16 protein-coding genes and 1 other RNA gene are annotated in these 22,705 nt (G+C 63.8%); 8 read left to right on the top strand and 9 right to left on the bottom strand.

Features of this window, described 5'->3' with window-relative positions; all coding sequences use genetic code 11:
* Positions 1 to 76: 76 nt before the first annotated feature.
* On the bottom strand, positions 77 to 688 hold the full coding sequence (rimP, locus tag F3Y30_RS04170) for a ribosome maturation factor RimP (RefSeq protein ID WP_203425280.1): 612 nt from the start codon (positions 686 to 688) through the stop codon (positions 77 to 79).
* Between the two features lie 286 nt (positions 689 to 974).
* On the opposite strand from rimP, the gene F3Y30_RS04165 reads away from it, so the two are divergent.
* The gene (locus tag F3Y30_RS04165; RefSeq protein ID WP_203425279.1) at positions 975 to 2,603 is read left to right on the top strand and encodes an MFS transporter; all 1,629 of its coding nucleotides are present in this window, start codon (positions 975 to 977) and stop codon (positions 2,601 to 2,603) included.
* Between the two features lie 48 nt (positions 2,604 to 2,651).
* On the opposite strand, the gene F3Y30_RS04160 is transcribed toward F3Y30_RS04165, so the two are convergent.
* Positions 2,652 to 3,923: a lytic murein transglycosylase gene (locus tag F3Y30_RS04160; RefSeq protein ID WP_203425278.1), complete on the bottom strand. Its 1,272-nt coding sequence runs from the start codon at positions 3,921 to 3,923 to the stop codon at positions 2,652 to 2,654.
* Positions 3,924 to 3,934: 11 nt separating this feature from the next.
* Complete coding sequence (gene recR, locus F3Y30_RS04155; RefSeq protein ID WP_203425277.1) at positions 3,935 to 4,540, bottom strand: recombination mediator RecR; 606 nt, start codon at positions 4,538 to 4,540, stop codon at positions 3,935 to 3,937.
* Positions 4,541 to 4,596: 56 nt separating this feature from the next.
* On the opposite strand from recR, the gene F3Y30_RS04150 reads away from it, so the two are divergent.
* Both F3Y30_RS04150 and F3Y30_RS04145 read left to right on the top strand, forming a co-directional pair.
* Entirely contained in the window at positions 4,597 to 5,208 is a 612-nt protein-coding gene (locus F3Y30_RS04150) for an MOSC domain-containing protein (RefSeq protein ID WP_203425276.1), read from the top strand.
* 73 nt (positions 5,209 to 5,281) lie between these two features.
* On the top strand, positions 5,282 to 7,102 hold the full coding sequence (locus F3Y30_RS04145) for a patatin-like phospholipase family protein (RefSeq protein ID WP_203425275.1): 1,821 nt from the start codon (positions 5,282 to 5,284) through the stop codon (positions 7,100 to 7,102).
* Here the strand turns inward: F3Y30_RS04145 and F3Y30_RS04140 are convergent, their stop codons facing one another.
* The 3 genes from F3Y30_RS04140 to ffs all read right to left on the bottom strand — a co-directional run bounded on the left by F3Y30_RS04140 (position 7,103) and on the right by ffs (position 9,496).
* Entirely contained in the window at positions 7,103 to 7,426 is a 324-nt protein-coding gene (locus F3Y30_RS04140) for a YbaB/EbfC family nucleoid-associated protein (protein ID WP_203425274.1), read from the bottom strand.
* Positions 7,427 to 7,457: 31 nt separating this feature from the next.
* A complete protein-coding gene (locus F3Y30_RS04135) occupies positions 7,458 to 9,350 on the bottom strand; it encodes a DNA polymerase III subunit gamma/tau (protein WP_203425273.1) in 1,893 nt (630 codons plus the stop codon).
* Positions 9,351 to 9,398: 48 nt separating this feature from the next.
* Positions 9,399 to 9,496: signal recognition particle sRNA small type (gene ffs, locus F3Y30_RS04130), an RNA gene on the bottom strand.
* A 115-nt stretch (positions 9,497 to 9,611) separates the two neighbouring features.
* On the opposite strand from ffs, the gene F3Y30_RS04125 reads away from it, so the two are divergent.
* Positions 9,612 to 10,022, top strand: coding sequence for an HIT family protein (locus tag F3Y30_RS04125; protein ID WP_203425272.1), 411 nt, complete (start codon positions 9,612 to 9,614; stop codon positions 10,020 to 10,022).
* On the top strand, positions 10,019 to 10,990 hold the full coding sequence (gene nudC, locus F3Y30_RS04120) for an NAD(+) diphosphatase (protein ID WP_203425271.1): 972 nt from the start codon (positions 10,019 to 10,021) through the stop codon (positions 10,988 to 10,990). Before F3Y30_RS04125 ends, nudC begins: the two co-directional genes overlap by 4 nt.
* Before the next feature lie 39 nt (positions 10,991 to 11,029).
* Here nudC and F3Y30_RS04115 read toward each other — a convergent pair whose 3' ends face one another.
* A complete protein-coding gene (locus tag F3Y30_RS04115) occupies positions 11,030 to 11,884 on the bottom strand; it encodes a prephenate dehydratase (protein ID WP_203425270.1) in 855 nt (284 codons plus the stop codon).
* Positions 11,884 to 12,648 (bottom strand): 3-deoxy-manno-octulosonate cytidylyltransferase, encoded by a 765-nt coding sequence (locus F3Y30_RS04110; protein WP_203425269.1) that lies wholly within the window; start codon positions 12,646 to 12,648, stop codon positions 11,884 to 11,886. The genes F3Y30_RS04115 and F3Y30_RS04110 overlap by 1 nt, the downstream gene beginning before the upstream one ends.
* Before the next feature lie 152 nt (positions 12,649 to 12,800).
* Between F3Y30_RS04110 and F3Y30_RS04105 the strand changes: the two genes are divergently transcribed.
* Positions 12,801 to 13,409, top strand: coding sequence for a cytochrome c family protein (locus F3Y30_RS04105; protein ID WP_203425268.1), 609 nt, complete (start codon positions 12,801 to 12,803; stop codon positions 13,407 to 13,409).
* Between the two features lie 100 nt (positions 13,410 to 13,509).
* Here the strand turns inward: F3Y30_RS04105 and F3Y30_RS04100 are convergent, their stop codons facing one another.
* Positions 13,510 to 14,454 carry an AEC family transporter gene (locus tag F3Y30_RS04100; protein ID WP_203425267.1) on the bottom strand — a complete coding sequence of 315 codons (945 nt, stop codon included), beginning with the start codon at positions 14,452 to 14,454 and terminating at the stop codon, positions 13,510 to 13,512.
* Positions 14,455 to 15,124: 670 nt separating this feature from the next.
* Here F3Y30_RS04100 and F3Y30_RS04095 point away from each other — a divergent pair.
* Together F3Y30_RS04095 and pbpC are read left to right on the top strand one after the other, a co-directional pair.
* Positions 15,125 to 20,575 carry an alpha-2-macroglobulin family protein gene (locus F3Y30_RS04095; RefSeq protein WP_203425266.1) on the top strand — a complete coding sequence of 1,817 codons (5,451 nt, stop codon included), beginning with the start codon at positions 15,125 to 15,127 and terminating at the stop codon, positions 20,573 to 20,575.
* A 16-nt stretch (positions 20,576 to 20,591) separates the two neighbouring features.
* A complete protein-coding gene (gene pbpC / locus F3Y30_RS04090; protein ID WP_203425265.1) occupies positions 20,592 to 22,676 on the top strand; it encodes a penicillin-binding protein 1C in 2,085 nt (694 codons plus the stop codon).
* Positions 22,677 to 22,705 lie beyond the last annotated feature (29 nt).

Raw genomic sequence — 22,705 nt, 5'->3', positions numbered from 1 at the left:
ATGGAACGGCTTGCCGTTCCGGTTGTCTCTCGGTTCGCCCCGTTGCCGCCCATTCGAGCGCGCAGTACAGGGTTCATTAAAGCTCTTCCGCGTCCTCGTCGTTCTGGTTCGCGGCCTGCGCAGCCTTGGCTTCCTTGTCGGCGCGCAGTGCGTCACGGATCAGATCGTCGGTCAGTATCAGCTTCGCCTCGGCGAGCGCCGTAAACGGAATTACGACCCTCGGCTCCTCGCCATATGCAGGCTGATCGCGCTCGATGGTGAAGCCATCCGCATCGGCGGCCAGAATCTTGCCGCGGAAACGCTTCCGGTTGTCGACGAGAATCGACGTCTCGCACTTGACGAGATGCCCGAGCCAACGCACGAAATCGGACTTGCGGACCATGGGCCGGTCGATACCCGGCGACGACACCTCGAGATGATACGCCTTGTCGATGGGATCCTCAACATCGAGGACCGGCGAAACCGCGGTCGAAACGGTCTCGCAATCCTCGACCGTCATGGTGCCGTCGTTGCGCTCGCACATGATCTGCAGGGTCAGACCGTTCTGTGCCGAGAGCCGTACGCGCACGAGACGGTACCCCAGCTGCACCAGAACGGGTTCTATGATGTCGGCCACGCGACGGTCGAGACCGGTCTCGACGATCAGCCGCGGATCATATCTTTCAGTCGTTTCATTCGTGTCGGACACGTGATGCCCTCCGGCATGCTCGATAATGCGCCTGATCGGGGCAATAAAAAAGAGCGGGTCCTCGCGGTCCCACTCTTCATCAGCCGATCAAGAATTTATCGGCTATATACGCGGTGGCGGAGGAAATATCAAGAGAGGCCGGAAACCGGGATGTTGACGCCCGCGTTTCGGGGGCGCAGAAGACCGCACCGGACAAAGGTGCGCCTGTCGTGCTTGCCGTGAGCCCTCAGGCGACTACCTTACACCCGGTCCCATCAGAAGCAGACACGATCCGAGCGAGTTCCCGGTGCCAAGTTCCTCATCCCCCCTGGCCCCTTTCAAGCACGAAACCTTCCGCATCATCTGGGCGGCGAGCCTTGTTTCCAACTTCGGCGGACTGATCCAGGCGGTCGGGGCGGCCTGGATGATGGCGTCGATCTCGGACTCGGCCAACATGGTCGCACTCGTGCAGGCCTCCACGTCACTGCCGATCATGCTTTTCTCGCTCGCCTCCGGAGCGCTCGCGGACAATTTCGACCGCCGCCGCATCATGCTGGCGGCACAAGGCTTCATGCTCGTCGTGTCCGTGACCCTGACGCTCTGTGCGTGGTACGGGCTGATCACGCCGTGGCTACTCCTGTTCTTCACCTTCCTGATCGGCTGCGGCACCGCGCTCAACAATCCCGCCTGGCAGGCCTCCGTCGGTGACATGGTACCCAGAAGCGACCTTCCGGCGGCGGTCGCGCTGAACAGCATGGGTTTCAACATCACACGCAGCGTCGGACCGGCAGTGGGTGGTGCGATCGTTGCTGCGGCAGGTGCTGCGGCCGCCTTCGCCGTCAATGCGTGCAGCTACTTCGCTCTCATCTTCGCACTCCTGCGCTGGAAGCCTGCAGTGCCGGTGAGCCCGCTGCCGCGAGAGAGCTTCGGCCGCGCCATCTCCGCGGGTTTCCGCTACGTCTCCATGTCGCCCAACATCGGCAAGGTCCTGCTGCGAGGCTTCGCCTTCGGCCTCTCCACGAGTGCCATCCTCGCGCTCCTGCCGCTGGTCGCGCGCGACCTGGTGCAAGGGGGCCCGCTCACCTACGGCATTCTGCTCGGCTGTTTCGGCCTGGGCGCGATCGCCGGTGCGCTGGTGAGCGCACGGATGCGCGAGCTGTTGTCGAGCGAATGGACCGTGCGCCTGGCGTTTACAGGCTTTGCCTTCAGCGGCTGCGTTACGGCCCTCAGTACCCACGCGTTCGTCACAGGCCCTGCGCTCCTGATCGCCGGAGCATGCTGGGTGCTGGCATTGTCGCTGTTCAACACGACCGTCCAGCTTTCAACCCCGCGATGGGTCGTTGCGCGCGCCCTGTCGCTCTACCAGACGACCACCTTCGGCGGCATCGCTGGCGGAAGCTGGCTGTGGGGCGCAGTTGCCGATGCGCACGGCGCCCAGAACGCCCTCTTCTGGGCGGCTGGAGTGATGGTCGTCGGCGCTGCCCTCGGGCTGCGTTTCGGCCTTCCGCAGTTCGAGACGCTCGACCTCGACCCACTTAACCGTTTCCACGAGCCGCAGCTTCCGCTCGACCTGAAGCCCCGAAGCGGACCCATCGTGGTGCTGATCGACTACGAGATTGACGAAGCCGACATTCCCGAGTTCCTGACGGCGATGACCGAGCGGAGGCGCATCCGCATCCGCGACGGGGCGGGGCAATGGACCCTGATGCGGGATCTGGAAAACCCCACGGTATGGACGGAAACCTATCATGTCCCGACATGGGTCGAATACGTTCGTCACAACCAGCGCCGCACCAAGGCCGACGCGGAAAACGGCGACCGGCTGCGAGCACTGCATCGCAGCGCGGACGCTCCGCGGGTCCATCGCATGATCGAACGCCAGACGATCCTTCCGACCGAATACGAGCGCTACAAGCAGCAGGTCGACATGCACTGAACGGGTGGGCCGGCGGGCTGCACGCCAAAGAGGCGCGCGACGACGCGCCTACCGCAGCTTCGCCTTCAGGGAAGCGTCGGGGAAACAGGTCGGTGTCATTCCCGCCTTCGCCTGCCAGTCACCGAGGGAGCGCCTGGTCTTGAATCCGGGCAGGCCATCGGCCTTGCCGACGTCGTAGCCCTTCGCCACCAGGGCTTGCTGCATGGCCAGCACATCCGAGCGCAACATCTTGCCAACATCACCCCAGTTCGCTTCGAACGGGCCGGAGCCGTAGGCGATGCGGTCGGCCAGGTTGCCGATGTAGAGCGCATAGAGGTCGGAGTTGTTGTACTCCTTGATGACGTAGAAGTTCGGCGTGACGATGAACTCCGGGCCGTGCCGCCCGGCCGGAACCAGCATCATCGCGGAGGCGCCGAGCTCAGACTTCGGGAACGGCTTTCCGGAAATCCGGGTGATGCCGCTGCCAGCCCAGGCCGAAACCGGCTTGGCAAGATCAGGCCCCTCCTGGGCGCATGTGACGCCGGCAGGGATGGTGACCTCGTAACCCCACGAGCGGCCCGCTTCCCAACCCTTCTTGCGCAAGTAGTTCGCGATGGACGCAAGGCTGTCGGGAACGGAATTCCATATGTCCCGGACACCATCGCCATCGAAATCGACGGCATACTTCAGATAGCTCGTCGGCATGAACTGGGGCTGCCCCATGGCGCCCGCCCACGAGCCCTTCAGCTGGGATGGCGTACGGTCTCCGCCATCGATGATGTGCAGGGCGGCGACAAGCTCGCGGCGGAAGAGATCCTTGCGCGTCGACATGAAGGCCTTGGTGGCCAGAACCTCGATTGCCGGATGCGGAATATCCGCACGGCCGAAGCCGGATTCGCGTCCCCACACGGCGAGGATGATCTCGCCGGGCACGCCATAGGCCTGCTCGACCTTGCGCAACGTCGCGGCGTGAGTCTTGGCGAGCGATCTTCCGCTCGTCGCGAGCCCTTGCAGTCGCTTCTCTGAAAAATACGCGCCCGGAGACGAGAATTCCGCCTGGCTCTGCTTCTGCTCCTTCTGCGGAGCCGCACCCGGGGGTACCAGATCAGGAAGATCCCAATTGAGGTGCACGCCCTCGAATGCCGACTTGAAGGCCTTTTGCGAGACCCCGGATTTCGAAGCTTCCGGCCACAGGTCGTTGGCGAGCCAGGCCTGGAACTGGCCCTCGACTTCCGCCTTCGATGCGGCATGGGAGGGAAGCGCGCCCAAGAGCAGGGAGAGAGCCGCAACTGCAGTTCGCGTATGCAGGCACGCGCGTACGCGCAAGCTTTCAAGCCGCATTCCTGGCCCCCTCATATCGCCGTTCGCGCCCTGAGCGCTGCCGTCAGCGTACCTTCATCGAGATAGTCGAGCTCGCCTCCGACGGGCACGCCGTGGGCAAGCCGGGTTATCTTGACCTCGAGCCCCGCCAGCTGGTCGGTGATGTAGTGCGCGGTCGTCTGACCCTCGACTGTCGCGTTGACGGCGATGATCAGTTCACGCACTCCGCCGGCGCTGATGCGCTCGATCAGTCCGCGAATGTTGAGATCGTCAGGCCCGATCCCGTCGAGGGGCGAAAGCGTGCCGCCGAGGACGTGATAGGCGGCGTTCATTGCGCCCGCCCGCTCCAGCGCCCAGAGATCGGAGACATCCTCCACCACGATGATGACGGACTGGTCCCGGCGCTCGTCCGTGCAGACGGTGCAGGGATCGATCGTATCGACGTTGCCGCAGCAGGAGCAGATGCGTACCTTGCGATGCGCCTCACCCATGGCGTCGGCAAGCGGCCCCAGCAGCTGGTCCTTCTTCTTGACGAGGTGAAGAGCGGCGCGGCGCGCCGAACGCGGGCCGAGACCCGGGACCTTCGCCAGGAGCTGAATGAGTTTTTCAATTTCGGGGCCGGTGACTCGTTTTGCCATGGGCGGTTTCTACTCCATATCTTCCGGTAACGGAATCGCGGAAGGATTGTGCGATCATGAAAATCAGCTCGGTCTGTATCGGACAAGCGGAAGTGACCCCTGGACGGTCCTACAAGACCGGTATCTTCAAGCGCCCCGTCAGCGCCCCGGTCATGCTCGACCGCGAAGGCCTGATCGGCGACACGATCTGCAATCGCAAGCATCATGGCGGTCCGGATCAGGCCATCTATGGGTTGGGCTCCATCGACGTCGACTGGTGGGCGGAGCGACTCGGCCGGACACTCGATCCCGGGACGTTCGGCGAAAATCTGGTTATCGAGGGAATCGACAGCCGGGATGTCTCGGTCGGCGACCGGTTCGAGACCGAGACGGTATTGCTCGAGGTCACCTCGGCACGCGTTCCCTGCGCGACCTTTGCCGCGCGCATGGGCGATCCGGGCTTCGCCAGCGTCTTCCTGAAGGCCGGACGGCCCGGCTTCTATTGCCGCGTCCTCAGCGACGGCGTGGTACAGGCCGGCGATCCCGTCACTTACTCCGCTTTCCCCGGGGAGCGCGTCACGATGCCTGAACTGCTGGCGACCTTCGGAAAGAACCTGTCGGAAGCAGACCGGTTGCGCTATCTTGCAACCCCGATCAATGGCAGGCTCAAGGCCGCGCTGACTGGCTGACCTTCACAACAAAAACGCGTGCAATATTTCGTTATGCAATCCATACTGGTGCAACTCGACCAAGAGGTGCCGCATGACAGACACGAACGCTGCACTGCCCTACGCAAACCCGACCAAGAATTGCGATCTCATCATGAAGGGGGGCATCACGTCCGGCGTGGTCTTCCCGCATGCGATCTGCGAACTTGCGAAGACCTACCGTTTCCACTCCATCGGCGGCACTTCCGCCGGGGCGATCGGAGCGGTCATGGCGGCAGCGGCGGAATACAGGCGGAGCACCTCGACCGATCCGGTGGAAAGGAATGCCGGCTTCGAGCGCGTGAACGCGATGCCCGACGTGCTCGCGGCCAGGCTTCCGACCTTCTTCCAGCCATCGCAGGAAACAAAACCTCTCTTCAGTATCGGCATGGCCGCCATCCGCGCGAAAGGCAGCAAGGTTTGGGCGGTGCTGTTGCAGACGCTCCGCAGCTTTGCGAAGGAGGTGATCATCGGCGCCATTCCGGGATTGCTGATAGCGCTCCTCAGTCGGAGCATCGAAGGCGCCCTTCTCGGCTTGGTTCTCTTGCTCATCGGCGTCCTCGGGATGCTCGTCTATGCGCTTTACCGGGCAGTCACGACCGTCCTTCCATCCAATGACTTCGGGCTGTGCAGTGGCCTCACGCAGCCGGGAGAAACCGAACCCGGCTTCACGGACTGGATCGCAGCTGAAATCGAGGCGGTGGCCGGGCGAAGCGGCGGCGATCCGCTGACGATCGGTGACCTGACGAAAGCGGAAATCCGGGTGGCCAGTGTCACGACCGATCTTTCGTCGCGGCGCCCCTACGAACTTCCCTTCGCCACGAGGGTCCACTGCTTCCGCAAGTCGGAATTCGAGTTGCTGTTCCCCCCATCGATCATGAACTACCTGCTAAGGGTCAGCAGCAAGCGGGAGGCCACAGGCAAGGGTATTCCATCGGATTTCTATGACCTGCCGCCGTCAGAGGAACTGCCGGTGGCGGTCATCGCCCGGATGAGCCTCAGTTTCCCCGGCCTTATACGCGCCGTTCCGCTCTACCGCCGTGATCTTTCACTCGTGCCTACCGACGACTCCAAGGAACCCGTTCCGGTGCGCTGCCTGTTTTCGGATGGCGGCATCACCAGCAACTTCCCTATCCATCTTTTCGACAGCCTCCTGCCGTCACGCCCGACCTTCGGCATCTCGCTCGCAAGTTACGATCCGCGAAGGCACAGCAGACGGGTATTCATGCCGAACACGTTCCAGGAAGGCGAGGAGGAAGACGATATCACGCCGGTCCTGCCGGTCAGCGGCCTTTCGGGATTCGTCGCCTCCATCCTGTCCACTGCGCGGAACTGGCAGGACACGCTGCAAAGCCAGCTGCACGGTTACAGCGAGCGCATCGTCGAGATCCGGCTCGACGACAGCAAGGAGGGCGGCCTCAACCTCGACATGGAGAAAAAGACCGTGTCCTACCTCTCCGAACTCGGCAAGGAAGCCGGAACGACGGTCATCAGCAATTTCAGCTTCAACGAGCACCGCTGGCGGCGCGCCATCACGGCGCTTCCGACGCTCGCGCAATCCCTCAAGCGAATGCAGGAACGCTTCGATGCCGAGGGCGGCCCCGTCGGAACGGCAGGATCACTCGAGCCCGGCGCATTCGCCTACGAGACCATTCTTTCCTCTTACACGCCGACCGGATTCGTCGATCTTTCCGGGGAAAGACGGGAGGCCTTGAGAACCTTCGCGGAAAAAGCGGCGGCAGCCGGTCATTCGGCGGGAGCGCCGGCAACGGATCCGGTCACGCGCCAGAAGGCCAATCTGCGCATTGCGGCAAGTATGGAAACAAGCGCGCGCGCGCCGAGCGCCCCACCGCCACCACCAGCACCGAACGGGTGATCAGAACGGCAGCTTGAAGCCGGGCGGGATCGGGAGACCGGCCGTCAGCGCCTTGGTCTTCTCGGCGGCCAGCGCTTCGGCCTTGTCCTTGGCATCCTTGTGGGCGGCGACGATCAGATCCTCGAGGATCTCGACATCATCTTCCTTGAAGAGCGAGGGGTCGACCTTCAAGCCCTTCAAATTGCCCTTCCCATCGAGCGTAACGGAGACGAGACCACCGCCGGACGTGCCGGAGACCTCCAGCGCAGCGATCTCCTCCTGCATCTTCTCCATCTTGGCCTGCATTTCCTTGACCTTGCCCATCATGCCCATGATGTCGCGCATCGGTCTCTCCTTCTCGTCGTTCTCGGGTTTTTCAGTATTCGATATCGTCGCCTGGGAGAATGTCGCCCTCGGCAGACTCGGCGGCGGCCGGCGCCTCCAGGGTCTCGACCTCCGCTTCCTGCACCTTGATGCGCACGTCGGTGATCTTCGCTCCGGGGAAGCGCTGGAGGATTGCCGCTACATCCGGATCCTGGCGCGCGTCTGCGACGCGATCCTCCTGTTCCTTGGCCTCCGCCTCGGCAAGCGTGAGGGAACCCGCCTCCCGCGACAGGATCACCATCCAGCGCGTACCAGTCCATTCCTCGAGCCTGCGCTGCAGATCGGCGACCAGTGATTTCGGCGCGTCGTCGCCGAGGTTGATCTCGAGCCGGCCCGGCTCCAGCCGGACGAGGCGCACGAAACCGCGCAACAGCGCGCGCAGTCGAATGTCGCGGTTCTTCGTGCAGAGATCCGCAATGTCATTAAGGGAAGCGACGGGCACCTTCGCGGCGGCTTGCGCGGCTGGAGCTTCCGCCGCGCGCGTCTCGATACGCCCGACCGTCTCGGGCTGCGGGGCTGCCTGGGGAACCGCGCGCAGCATCGTCGCCGCACTTCCGCCGGAGGGGCGGGCCGGGCCGGATTCGGAGGGGCGCGCGAGCGTCTGCGCCGGCATGGCAGCGCTTGGCTGCTGGACACTGCTCCCCGGGTAACCGGCGGCGGAAGGCCTCGGACCGTTTCCGCCGGCCGCATCGCCGTTCGCAAGCTCGGCGAGACGCCGTGCCGCATCTTCCGGCGACGGGAGGTTGGCCGCATGAGCAAGGCGAATGAGGACCATTTCGGCCGCGCCTGCAGGCCTGCTGGAGGACTCCGTCTCGGGAATCCCCTTCAACAGCATCTGCCACATGCGCGAGAGTGTGCTCACGGTTATGGAATTGGCGAACTCCAGTCCGCGTACCCGCTCGATTTCGCTCAGCGACTGATCGGTGACCGCTTCGGGCACATACTTCAGGCGGGTCACCAGGTGGGTGAAGTCGGCAAGATCGGTGAGCACCACGGGCGGGCTCGCACCCGCCTCGTACTGGGCGGAAAATTCGGCGAGCGCCGCGGCAGCGTCGCCCCTCACGATATGCTCGAAAAGATCGACGATCCGCGCTCGGTCCGCAAGGCCGAGCATTGAGCGAACCGCCTCAACCTCGACGGCGCCGCTCCCATGGGCGATTGCCTGGTCGAGAAGTGACAGGCCATCGCGCGCCGAGCCTTCCGCCGCACGGGCGATCATTGCCAGGGCGTCGGCATCCGCAGAGACACCTTCCTTGCCGAGGATGGTCGTGAACAGGCCAACCAGCTCGGACGCACCGATGCGGCGCAGGTCGAAGCGCTGGCATCGGGAAAGGACCGTGATGGGAACCTTCCTGATCTCGGTGGTGGCGAAGATGAACTTCACATGCTCCGGAGGCTCCTCGAGGGTCTTCAGGAGACCGTTGAAAGCCTGCGTCGAGAGCATGTGCACCTCGTCGACGATATAGACCTTGTAGCGCGCGGAGACTGGCCGGTAGCGAACCTGTTCGATGATCTCACGGATATCGTCGATGCCGGTGTGCGAGGCCGCGTCCATTTCGATCACATCGACGTGCCGGCCTTCCATGATGGCCTGGCAATGTTCGCCCGGTATCCTGAGGTCGATCGTCGGCTTGTCGATTTCGGCAGTCTTGTAATTGAGTGCGCGGGCGAGAATTCGCGCCGTCGTCGTCTTGCCGACACCGCGCACCCCGGTCAGCATGTAGGCCTGGGCGATGCGGCCGGTCTCGAACGCGTTCGTCAGCGTCCGCACCATCGGCTCCTGGCCGACCATGAGGTCCGAAAAATCCTTGGGTCGATATTTGCGCGCCAGCACGCGGTACGCGGCCGGCTTTTCCTGCTCTGGAGGAAGGGTATTGTCGGTCATCGCCCCTGCCGCTTGGCTATAAGTCTTGTCCAGACAGGACGGAAAAGGGTGGGAGGCTGGCACGATGACCCGTGCCTGGGCTCGTTAGGGCTGCTTCCTTCCGGACCTGACCCGGTTGGCGAGTGGCTCGTCCACCACCAACCTCCCGTACCCCATATCGGCAATATTGAACCCAATTGCAAGCCACGCCCTCAAAAAACTGTTGGAGCATCATCCGAACCCATGGCATGACTCTTGTCAAAGAAACTCCGGGAGCGAAACTTGACGGAATACCACCTCGACGAACGGCTTGCACGCGACAGCGATCTGGTGACCAAGATCGGCCTGTGCGAATTGCGGCTGATGAAGGACGGCCGGTGGCCCTGGCTCGTGCTCATTCCCCAACGCGGCGGCATCAGCGAAGTTTTCGAGCTGACGCCCCTGGACCAGACCATGCTCACTTTCGAGACGGCTCTCGTTGGCGAGGCCCTGAAGCGCGCGACCGGTGCGACGAAGATCAACGTCGCAGCGATTGGAAACATCGTGCGGCAGCTGCATGTGCACGTCATCGCCCGAAACGAGGGCGATCCGAACTGGCCCGGCCCGGTCTGGGGTTTCGGAAGCGCCGAGATTCGCGATGACGAGGAAAGGGCAAGCCTCGCAGCCAAGCTGGTGGAAGCCCTGAAATCATGACGTCATCCCTGTTCGACTTCCATCTGCCGCATGCTGAGCCCAGCACGCTCGTCGCCTTTGCGGAAAACAGCCTCGACCGACGTTCCGAATACCGTGCCGCGGATTGCGTGGAAGCAGCCTTTGCGGCGGCGAACGTCCATGCCTTTGCCTTTGCCGGAGGCAAGCTCGTCGTCAAGCACGACGAACAGATCGTCGATCCACTCTTTGCGCCCTACGAACTGGCAAGCCTCGATCCGATCGCCGACGAGGCGATCCTGCTCGGCTACCTGAAAAACGGCGAGCCGCGCCTGGCGATCCCGGTCAAGGCGGACCCCGACACGCTGCACGAGCCGCTGAGAGCTGCCGACGGGCGCACCCTTTATCGCCAGCAGATGCTGGGCGACGATCTTCTTGGCCAGTTCGCCCAGGCGTCGAGCCTTCTCACCTGGAACCTCAACAACCGCTTCTGCGGGAAGTGCGGCGGGGCCAACAGGTCCGAGATCGGCGGTTATCGCCGCGTCTGCGAGGCATGCGGCCACACGATATTCCCGCGAACCGACCCTGTCGCCATCATGCTGGTCATCGATATCGAGCGGGACCTGTGCCTCCTCGGCCGCTCTCCGCATTTTCCGGAAGGCATGTATTCGTGTCTTGCCGGCTTCGTCGAGCCCGGCGAAACAATCGAGCATGCCGTACGGCGGGAAACGCTCGAGGAGTCCGGTATCCGCGTGGGGCGGGTGCGGTACCATGCCTCCCAACCCTGGCCGATGCCGCATTCCCTGATGATCGGCTGTTACGGCGAGGCCAAATCCTTCGACATCCATCGCGACGAGCAGGAGCTGGAAGACTGCCGCTGGTTCACGCGCAGTGAGACGGCCGAAATGCTGGAGCGCAATGCCGCGACCGGCGCCGTTTCCGGCACGACTTCGCCGCCGCCCAAGGGTGCCATCGCCCACCGCCTGATGCGCGACTGGCTCGATTGGTCGTAGAGCGCGGGGTAATCCGCGCGGATTCGAACTTGCGCGGCCTCAGAGCTGGCCGCGCATCTTGTGTCCCTTGTAGACGCCAAGGATCCGGACCTTCTCCGAGAAGAACCGCAGCTCCTCCAACGCCCTGTTGACGTTCGGATCGAGCACGTGGCCCTGAATGTCGGCGTAGAACTGCGTCGCCACGAACCTTCCGCCGATCTGGTAGCTCTCGAGCTTGGTCATGTTGATGCCGTTCGTCGCGAAACCGCCGAGCGCCTTGTAGAGGGCTGCCGGTATGTTGCGAACGTTGAAGACGAAGGTCGTGACGATGATCTCGTCGTCATGGGTACGCGAGACCTGCGTCTGTTCGCGTGACAGCACGACGAAACGCGTCACGTTCGAATCGGCATCCTCCACGTTCTCGGCAATGATCTCCAGGCCATAGAGATCCGCCGCCAGGCGCGGCGCAAGCGCCGCCATGCTGCGGTCCTTGGTCTCGGAGACAAGCTTTGCCGCGCCAGCCGTATCGCCGGCGATCACCGGCTTCCAGCCGTTGCGGCGCACGATGTTGCGGCACTGCCCGAGGGCATGGATGTGGCTGTGAACCGTACGGACTTCATCCTTCGTCACGCCGGGGAGCACCATCAGCTGGAACCGGATCGGCATGAAATACTCGCCGACGATGTTCAGCCGCGAATCCGGCAGAAGGTGGTGGATGTCTGCCACTCGGCCGGCGATGGTGTTCTCGATCGGGATCATTGCCAGATCGGCCTCACCATTCTCCACCGCGAGGAAGGCATCCTCGAAGGTTTGGCAGGGCAGCGGCTCCATGTCGGGAAACATGTCGCGGCACGCCATGTCCGAATTGGCACCGTAGTCGCCCTGAAAGGCGATCTTATTGGTCTTGAGCGTCATCAGACTCCTCCCGGGCGAGATGCGGAAAGAATGGCGCGCGCCTTGTCGAGGTCGCCCGCAGTGTCGACGCCGAGCGGCACGGTCTCGATGATCTCGGCATCGATCCGCATGCCTGCCTCGAGCGCGCGCAGCTGTTCGAGGGACTCGCGCATCTCGAGGGTGGACGGCTTCAGCGAGACGAAAGCCTCCAAGGCCTTGCGACGATAAGCATATAGCCCGATGTGGTGGTAGAGCGGGCCCTTGCCGTGCGGAGCGGTCGCACGTGTGAAGTAAAGCGCCCGGAGACGCGTTTCGCTCAGCGGGGAGCCAACCACCTTCACCACGTTTGGATTGGATTTCTCTTCCTCGTCCGTGATCTCGGTCGTCAATGTCGCAATGTCCACCGCGGCATCTTCCAGGGGACGAAGGGACGCGCGGATCGCATCGGGATCGATGGTCGGAAGGTCGCCCTGCACGTTGATGATGGTGTTCGCCTTGCCCTCGGGGTCGGCCTTGGCGAGTGCCTCGTGGATCCGGTCCGACCCCGACTGATGGTCGACGCGGGTCATCACCGCCTCGAAACCGGCCCGGGTCACGGCGTCAAAAACGTCCTGATGGTCCACAGCGACGACGATGCGGCCGGCGCGAGCCTCGAACGCGCGCTTGGCAACCTGAACGATCATCGGCAGACCGCAGATATCCGCCAGGGGCTTGCCGGGGAGACGCGTCGACGCCATGCGTGCCGGAATGAGGACGAGCGTCTGGTCAAAATTCACCTGATTCATGGGTAACCCTTCAAAACCCCCGCGAAAAGTGTCAAAAGGTCTCAGTGCGGGAGCCACAATCTCTGTTGCAACGACGCAGCAAAAGACATAGGTTCCGCGCGATTTCAAGACTGGCCGGCTTGTTTAAGCCGGTTCGAGGGGAGCGTTTGCGGATGAACTCTTATGTGAATATGGGTGTTGGGGCCCTGCTCGGTACCGTTTTCGTACTTATGTCGGTATCGATCGCATCGGAAGGTATTTTTCACTCGGAAGCTCCCGAAAAGGAAGGTTTCACGATCGTGGCCGAAGAGGCCGGCGCTGAAGGTGGCGGTGGTGGCGCGGCCGAAGCCGCTGCCGTTCCGATCGCAACGCTTCTGGCGAAGGCCGACGCCGCCGCTGGCGAAGCCGTATTCAAGAAGTGTCAAGCCTGTCATTCCGGGGAGAAGGGAGGGCCTAACAAGGTCGGCCCCGATCTCTGGGATGTCGTAAACCGCCCGATCGCCTCGCACGAGGGCTTCAGCTACTCGGCCGCGATGACGACCTTCTCCGAAGGCGGCAAGCAGGTCTGGGACTTCGAGCACCTGAACCACTTCCTCACCGCGCCGAAGAAGTACATCGCCGGCACGGCAATGGGCTTCGCGGGTCTGAAGAAGGATGACGAGCGCGCAAACCTGATCGCCTATCTGCGCAGCCTCTCCGATTCGCCGGCTCCGCTGCCCGAGCCCGCTGCCGAAGGCGCAAGTGCCACCACCGGAACGGAAGCGGCACCGGCCCAGCAGTAAGGCCCGCTCCCAACTCGGACACGGACAGACCCGGCCTCGCGCCGGGTTTTTCTTTGGAAGATTTCGACGTTGTCGATCGCGACAGCCGCGCGCTTGATCTTTAGCCGAGCAGCCAGGCCCAGAACGACACGCTGAATACTCCGACCGCCGTGGTCATCGTAATGGTTGACGAGGCTAGCGCATGGCCGACGCCGAAGTGATTGGCGAGCAGCCAGGCATTGACGCCGGTCGGCACCGCCGACGTCAGGACCATGGCCGCAGTCCACTGCGGATCGAGGCCCAGGAACTGGCAGGCCGTGTATACGCAGGCAGGGAGCAGGAACAGCTTGAAGGCGGTCATCGTCAGTGCCGGTCCCAGGTTGCCCTTCACGCCGTACTTCACCAGCGCCATGCCGATCGAGATGAGAGCCGCCGGGGCGGCAACGGCTGCGAGCTGGTCGACGATGACCTTGGCCGGTCCGCCGAGCGGTACGCCCCCCAGGTGGAAAAGCGCACCGGCGACAAGCCCGATGACCAGCGGATTGTAGAGGAGATTGCGCCCAATGCCGAGCAGCAGCTTTGCCATGCTCTGCGCCGGGCGCCCGCCCTCCTTGCGCTCGGCCCGCTCCATCAGCACGCTCCCCGCGACCATCATCACGGGAAGATGCACGGACAAAAGCACGGAGAGGGCCACGAGCCCCTCTTCCCCGACGATGCGCGAGACCAGCGGCAATCCCACGAAGACCGTGTTGGCGAAGGCCGACGACACGCCTGCGAGAACCCCAAATCGCTGATCCCGTCCATAGACCCGCGTGGCGAAGACGTGACCCGCCGTCCAGGTGACGGCGACGCCGCTGAAATAGGCGACCCATATCCGCCAGGGGGATTCGCCGGAAAAATCGGCTTCCGCTATCGTGCGGAACAACAAAACCGGCACCGCGACACGGAAGACGAACTCCCCCAATGCCTCACCCACACCGCCTTGCAGATAGCCAGTGCGGACAAGCAGCCAACCGAGAAAGATCAGTGCGAAGATTGGAACGACATTGAATGCGACGTCGGTCATGTGGGCTTCTGGGGTCGGCGAGAATCGATGCGGGCAGCAAGACTGGCCGCGCATTGCCCGAACCAGCATTCGATGGGTAGAGCAATCTCGGGATCGGGTCCATGCCCGCCGATCAAAAAGCCGGCGGCATCGAGATACACGCGAATGAAAAAAGCGGGGTCGAACCCCGCTTCCCACCCCCGATCCAGTCGGGGAAGCGTCCCTCGCGCTGCCAGTACATCCGTGGTCAGCGCGGGGACACATTTCTCCGCCGAGCCACCCTTTGGCGGGTAGCATCAGCCCGTTGCGACCTTCCTAGAGACTGCGCATAACAGCCGTGTGACAGGAATCGCGAACCGTCGATGAAGCGATCATGCGTTTGCAGGGTTAACGAATAGTTAACAAACGGACCGCAACCGCCGGATTTGGCCTCCCGCGCGCTCCCGACCGAAAAAGATTGCGAACCCTCTTTTAAAACAGTCCCGCCAAACGTCCCCTTTGTCGACATCGCAAAATTTCCGGATCATCTTGCTTGAGGTACCTTGCAGCTTGCGGTTGACGCGTTAGCCTCGGCACGGACGGAGGAGGCGGAAACGCGCGTCGCACCGAAGGAAGGCGCGAGAACTAAACAGCCGCTTCATGTGATGCGTCGATCTCGGGACAGCACATATCGCCACCCTTGGAGGAATTCATGTCGGTACGCAAACTGGTCGCCTTTTCGGTTTTCTTCCTGGCCTTCGCGGGCATAGGGCTGCCCGCGACCGCCGAGACACGGCGGGAAGCGGTGACGAGCGAAAACAGCGACTATTACGGCTTCGACCTTCGAACCGTTCAGGATGTGACCCTGGACGGCTGCAAGGCGAGCTGCATCGCAGACCAATCCTGCCGCGCGTTCACCTACAATCCGAAAGTAAAGTGGTGCTTCCTGAAGTCGGACTTCAACACGCTGTCCAGCTTTCCGGGAACGGTTGCCGGGAAGATCATACTGGCGGACGGCGAACCCGACATCGGCGCGCCCCCAAGGCTGACCTTCGTTTCGGATCGATTGCTGGCCGAGGCGCGGGACATGAAGGATGGCCTCGAGGTTGCGTCGGATCAGCAGGGACAGGGCGCCGAAAGCCTGGCGGCCCTCGGCCGGATCGAAACGGTGTCTTCCCGTATCAGCCAGGCGATCACCGCCTTCCGAAGCGCGCTGGCGATCTCTCCCGATGATCGATACATCTGGATCGAGATGGCACGCGCCGCAGCCCGTGCACAGAACGACTCGCAAATCGCCAACCAGGGAGTGCTGGCGGCGATCAACGCCTACCAGCTGACACGCAGCGCGTCCTCTCGCGCCGAGGCGCTCGCGGTTCTTGCAGATGCGCTGGACAAATCCGAAAACTATCGCGCGGGCCTCAACGCCTACAAGGCGAGCCTCGCCCTTGTCGCCGATCCCAGTGTCCGCACCGCCTACCTGGCGCTGAAGGCACGCCAGGGATTCCGCATCGTCGAGCACACGATAGATGCCGACAGCATCGATCCCCGGGCGTGCGTCCGGTTTTCCGAGCCGCTCGTCAAGGTCGGGGCGGACTATGCGTCCTTTGTTACGCTCGATGGCACGGCGCCGAAGGCAGTCGAAGCCAAGGACAGCCAGATCTGCATCGAGGGCCTTACCCACGGCCAGCGTTACAAGATCGGCTTCCGGGCCGGCCTGCCGTCGTCCGTCGAGGAAACGCTGGAGTCTCCGGTCAGCCTCGACATCTATGTGAAGGATCGCTCCGCGAGCGTCCGGTTCACCGGTGACAGCTTCGTACTGCCCGGCTCGGCGCGGCGCGGCATTCCGATCGTGTCGGTCAACACGCCGAGCGCCGATCTCGAGGTGTACCGCATCGGCGACCGGGCGATCGCACCACTCCTCGCCAGCTCGCAGCTCCTCACCCAGATCGATGGCTACAGTGCCGAGCGTATCGAGAATGAAAGCGGCGAGCGCGTGTGGAAGGGTACCGTCGACGTCAGCACGGAACTCAACAAGGACGTCGTCACAAGCGTTCCCGTCGACGAGATCCTGCCCGAGCGCAAGCCAGGCATCTATGTCATGACGGCGACTGCCTCCAACTCCCCCGGTCGTGATTGGGACGCAAGAGCCACGCAGTGGTTCGTGGTTTCCGATATCGGCCTCACCACCTACGCCGGCACCGACGGCCTACACGTCTTCGCACGCTCCCTGGACAGCGCCCGGCCCATGCAGAACGTCGAACTCCAGCTGCTAGCCAAGAACAACGAGGTTCTGGGAACGGCAACGACCGACATCGCGGGCCATGCGACGTTCACCGCGGGCCTCATCCGCGGCAGTTCCGCTTCTGCTCCAGCGGTCATCATGGCGCGAAACGGCACTTCGGATTTCGTATTTCTCGATATGACGCGCGCGGGATTCGATCTGTCCGACCGTGGCGTTACGGGACGCGCGGCGCCCGGCGCGATCGACATTCTCGCCTGGACCGAGCGCGGCATCTATCGCGCCGGCGAGACCGTCCACGCTTCCGCGCTTGCCCGAGACATCGAGGCAAGTGCGGTCGAGAACCTGCCGCTCACCTTCGTCTTCCAGCGGCCGGACGGTGTCGAGGATCGCCGGATCGTCAGCCAGGGTGGCGCGCTCGGCGGACATACGGTCGACCTGCCGATCCAGGCGAACGCCATGCGCGGCAGTTGGACGATGCAGATCTTCGCAGACTCCAAGCAGGCTGCGATCGCCGAGAAGCAGTTTCTTGTCGACGACTTTGTCCCTGACCGCATCGAGTTCGACATGACGAGCACGGCGAAGGACATCGCGGTCGGCGCGCCTGTTCCTGTCGAAGTCGAAGGCCGGTATCTCTACGGTGCACCGGCTGCGGGCCTGAGCATCGAGGGCGATGTCAGTCTGAAGCCCACCCGCGAAAATCCGTCCCTCAAGGGCTATCTTTTTGGTCTCGCGGACGAGGAAGAGCTTGAGGAAAATCGAGTCCCGCTCGAAAACATCGACACACTCGACGAGAACGGCAAAGCGGTCTTCGACGTCACCGTCACCGATCCTCCATCGACCACGCAGCTCCTGAACGCCAGCGTCACGCTCAGGATGACCGAAGCAGGCGGACGGGCGGTGGAGCGCTCCCTGGTCCTTCCTGTCAGGCCATCCGGCCCGATGATCGGTGTTAAGCCCGAATTCTCCGGCGACCTCGCGGAGAATTCGACCGCACGGTTCCACGTGATCGCCGTCGATGGCGAAGGACGCAAGATCCAGATGGCAGGCCTCCCGTGGCGACTTCTCAGCGTGGAAAGGAACTACCAGTGGTACCGGGACGGGAGCTCCTGGCGCTATGAGCCGGTGCTCTCGACGCAGAAGCTTGCGAGCGGCTCGGTCGACCTGACGGGCGACGGCGCCGAGATTGCCGTTCCGGTGACCTGGGGCCGCTACCGGTTGGAGGTAGAGACCCCCGAGCCGGACGGTCCGGCGACAAGCGTCGAGTTCGACGCTGGCTGGTACGTGGCCGCAACCTCGACGGAAACGCCCGACGCCCTGGAAATCGCCCTAGACAAGGAAAGCTACTCCGTGGGCGAAACGGCAAAGCTGAAGGTTTCCTCGCGCTACGCCGGAGAACTGCTAGTGACCGCAGGTTCCGAGAGCCTGATCGCCACGACGACCCAAAGCATCGACGAGACGGGCGGAGAGGTCGAAATCCCCGTCACGGCGGATTGGGGCGCGGGCGCCTATGTGACGGCAACCCTCTTCCGTCCGGGCGAGGCACAGCAAAGCCGCATGCCCATGCGCGCCATAGGCATCAAATGGGTGAAGGTCGATCCCGGCGAGCGCAAGCTCGACGTTGCGCTCGAGGTGCCCGAAAAAATGCTGCCACGGCAGGCTCTCGACGTGAGCCTCCAGGTGAGAGGCGCCGGCGCCCGGGAGGAAGCCTATGTCACTGTCGCCGCGGTCGACGTCGGCATCCTGAACCTTACACGCTACGAGGCACCTGATCCGGATGGCTGGTACTTCGGTCAGAGGCGGCTCGGGCTCGAGATCCGCGACCTCTATGGACGCCTGATCGACGGCTCGCTCGGGGCGACCGGAAGGCTCAGAACCGGTGGCGACGGCGGACAGGCGGCCTTGCAGGGCAATCCGCCGACCGAGAAGCTGGTGGCATTCTTCTCCGGACCCGTGAAGCTCGACGGGGATGGGAAGGCGACAGTCAGTTTCGACATTCCCCAGTTCAACGGGACGGCCCGGATCATGGCGGTCGCCTGGTCGAGGACCGGTGTCGGCCACGCAACGGCCGACGTCATCATCCGCGATCCCGTGGTCGTGACCGCGAGCATGCCCAAGTTCCTGGCTCCCGGGGACCGCTCGGCTCTCCGCCTCGATATCGCCAATACGGATGCGCCTGCCGGCGACTACCAGCTGCAGATAACCCACAACGCCGCCCTCTGGGTCGAACAGACCGGTCCCTCGCAGGTCGTATCCCTTGCCGCTGGCGGAAAGGCGGACATCACCCTGCCGCTCGTGGGCGGAGAGATCGGCACCGGGCTCGTCACGGTGAAGCTCACTGGAGGCGGCGGGCTTGCGCTCGAGCAGGCCCTCAGCATCCCCGTTCGACCGGCCTCGATGCCCGTGACGACACGCCGGACCCTGGAAATCACATCCGGCGGCAGCCTCACAATCGATGACCAGTTGCTCGCCGACAGCATGCTGCAGGGCGCCTCGGTCAGCCTCAATGTCTCGCGTTCGGCCGCCTTCGATATCCCCGCTATCCTGATGACGCTCGACCGCTATCCCTATGGCTGCGCTGAGCAGACCACCAGCCGGGCACTGCCACTGCTCTATCTGAGCGAGCTGTCGAAGCAATCCGGCCTGCCGGAGGACGCCGAGACCGGGAAACGCGTTCAGGATGCCATATATCGCGTGCTTTCCTATCAATCCTCTGCCGGCAGCTTCGGGCTGTGGTCTCCGGGCTACGGCGACCTGTGGCTCGATTCCTATGTCACCGACTTCCTGACGCGTGCTCGCGAGCAGAAGTTCGATGTGCCGGAACAGGCGATGGTGCAGGCATTGGAAAATCTCCAGAATGCGTTGGCCTACGACGTCAACGTCCAGGACAAGGGCAACGAGATCGCCTACGCGCTCTATGTTCTCGCCCGCAATCGCAGGGCCGCGATCAGCGATCTGCGCTACTACGCCGACACGAAGCTCTCGGAGTTCCCGACGCCTCTCGCCAAGGCGCACATTGCCGGCGCTCTCGGTCTGTACGGCGATTCGCAGCGGGCCGAACGCGTGTTCCGCGATGCGCTCGGCATGTCCACGCTCGTCTCGAACGTCAGCCTGTCGCGCTCCGACTACGGCTCAGCGCTTCGCGACAGCGCTGCGGTTCTGGCGCTCGCCGCAGAAAGCCGCCCGGTTCCCTCCATCATCGGCGACCTTACGAAGATCGTCGTCAACGAATGGAACAGGACCCGCTACTTCAGCACGCAGGAAGAGACGTGGATGCTGCTTGCCGCACGCGCCACCCAGGGCAAGGACCAGGACCTGCGCCTCGAAGTGAACGGAGCGCCGCACGACGGCGGCTTTGCGGCGCGCACGACGGGCGAAGATCTTCTTCGTCAGCCGATCACCATCGGCAACCGGACTGGCGAGCCGGTATCGGCGGTCCTGACCACGGTCGCAGCACCCGTCCAGCCTCTTCCGGCAGGCGGCAACGGCTTCAGCATCGAGCGCCGCTACTACACGCTTGACGGCGTGGAGGCCAATGTCACCGAGGCGCGCCAGAACGAACGCTACGTCGCGGTGATCAAGGTGAACGAAGGCAACGACTGGCAGTCGCGCATCCTCATCAATGACCTGTTACCGGCAGGCTTCGAGATCGACAATCCGAGCCTCGTGAGCAGCGCCGGGCTGTCGAACTTCGAATGGATCGGCGAGGTGGAAGCGGCCCATACGGAATTCCGCAGCGACCGGTTCGTGGCCGCCTTCGACAGATCGCCGGGAGACAGCCGCGAAATCACGCTCGCCTACGTCGTCCGCGCGGTCACGCCCGGAACCTATGACCATCCGGCAGCGACCGTCGAGGACATGTACCGACCGCAGTTTTCAGCGCGGACTGCGACGGGCAGGATGCAGGTGGTCGCCGCACGATAGGCGAACGGAGGATGCGATGGGTATCGTGCGAAAAGGAGCGGCCGGACTTCTCGCCGGGGCGATCGCGGTGACCGCGATCGCTTTCGGGCTGGACGCCGCCGACCGCGCCTATCCGCCGCCGCTCGATCGGGCAAGCGAGGTATCGCGGGAAGTCGTCGACGCCAACGGCCAGTTGTTGCGCGCCTTTGCCACGTCGGACGGTGTCTGGCGGCTGGGTACGACTGTCGCCGGCGTCGATCCGCAGTTCATGCGCATGCTGGTTGCCTACGAAGACCAGCGCTTCTTCGACCACGGTGGGATCGATCCGCTCGCGCTGATGCGGGCTGCCGGACAGCTGGTCGGTAACGGTCGCATCATTTCCGGCGCATCGACCCTATCAATGCAGGTGGCGCGGCTGATCGAACCGCGCGAAGGCCGTTCGCTCATGGCGAAGATCCGCCAGATGGCGCGCGCCATCCAGATAGAAAGGCGCCTGTCGAAGGAGCAGATCCTCGACCTGTACCTCACACACGCACCCTATGGCGGCAACCTCGAAGGGGTGCGAGCCGCAAGCCTCGCCTATTTCGGGAAGGAGCCAACCCGGTTGACGGTCGCCGAGGCTGCACTCCTCGTTGCACTGCCGCAGCTTCCGGAAAGACGGCGCCCGGATCGCCACAGGGCCGCGGCGGAAACTGCACGCGAACGCGTATTGAAACGTCTGGCCGTCTCCGCAGTGATCGGCGAGGGAGAAGCCGAGCGCGCCGGCGCCGAGGCGGTTCCTTCGGAGCGGCGGCAGCTTCCCGCCTATGCCGCGCACGTGGCGGAACTCGCCTTGCGCAAGAACCCTTCCGCGACAAGGCAGCAGACAACGCTCCGGCGCGAGGTTCAGCGCCAGCTGGAGACGGTCGCAAGATCCGCAGCCTCCAGGCTGGGGCCGCGGATCTCGGTGGCCATGGTGATGGCAGACGCCAGGACCGGCGAGATCATCGGCGAGGTCGGTTCGGCCGACTACTTCGACGCCAGCCGCTCCGGCTGGATCGACATGACGCGGATCCTCCGGTCTCCGGGCTCGGCCCTGAAGCCCTTCATATACGGCCTTGCCTTCGAGGAGGGGCTCGTTTCCCAAGAGACGATCATCGAGGATCGGCCTGCGGATTTCTACGGCTACCGGCCGCGCAACTTCGACATGACCTATCAGGGCGACGTTTCCGTGCGCGAGGCGCTGCAGCTATCGCTGAACGTGCCGGCCGTGCGGTTGCTGGAATCGGTCGGTCCCTCGCGGCTGATCGTGCGGTTCCGGAGAGCCGAGGTGCGGCCGGTCCTGCCGCAGAACGAGGCTGCCGGTCTTGCGATCGGTCTCGGAGGCCTCGGAATTTCGCTCCGCGATCTCGTGCAACTCTATGCGGCGCTCGCCAATCGCGGCGTACCTGTCCGGCTCGGGGATGGCATCGACCGCGCGCCCGGACCAATCGAGGGTGAGCCCCTGCTTGACGAAGTCGCGACCTGGCACGTTGCCGATATTCTCTCAGGCGTGGTGCCGCCGGCCGGCAGCCGAAAACTCGGCGTCGCCTACAAGACCGGCACGAGCTACGGCTATCGCGATGCCTGGTCCGTCGGCTATGACGGTCGCCACGTGCTGGGCGTATGGGTGGGCCGGGCCGACAATGCCGCGGTCCCGGGCCTCACAGGGTATCAGGCCGCAGCGCCAATCCTTTTCGAGGCCCTCTCGAAATCCGGCGTCGCCATTGCCACCCTGCCGAGGGCACCGACCGGTGCGGTCAGGATCAGCCAGGCCGAGCTCCCGGTGAGCCAGCGGCGCTTCGCCGTGACCGAGAACGGACTGCCTACGACGTCGGCCCGCGAGCCGGCTCCCCAGATCGTCTATCCGCCCGAAGGCGCACATATCGAACTCGGGTTGCGGGCCGGCGCAGACGCCAGTCCGCTGGTCATGAAGCTGCAGGGCGGGCGGGCGCCCTTCCGCTGGCTGGCGAATGGCCGGCTTCTTCCCGACGCCACGCGCCGGCGGACGACGCAGTGGTCTCCTGAGGGCGCGGGCTTCACGACGCTCACCGTCATCGACGCCAACGGGCGGGCGGCAAGCGTGCGTGTCTTCGTGGATTGAGAAACGCGAGAGTACGTGAGAGCCGGCCA

Origin of the sequence: Sinorhizobium sp. BG8 (genome assembly GCF_016864555.1) — a bacterium.
GTDB lineage: Bacteria > Pseudomonadota > Alphaproteobacteria > Rhizobiales > Rhizobiaceae > BG8.
Note: the sequence above shows the minus strand (reverse complement) of the source record. Positions and strands in the feature narration are given on the sequence as shown.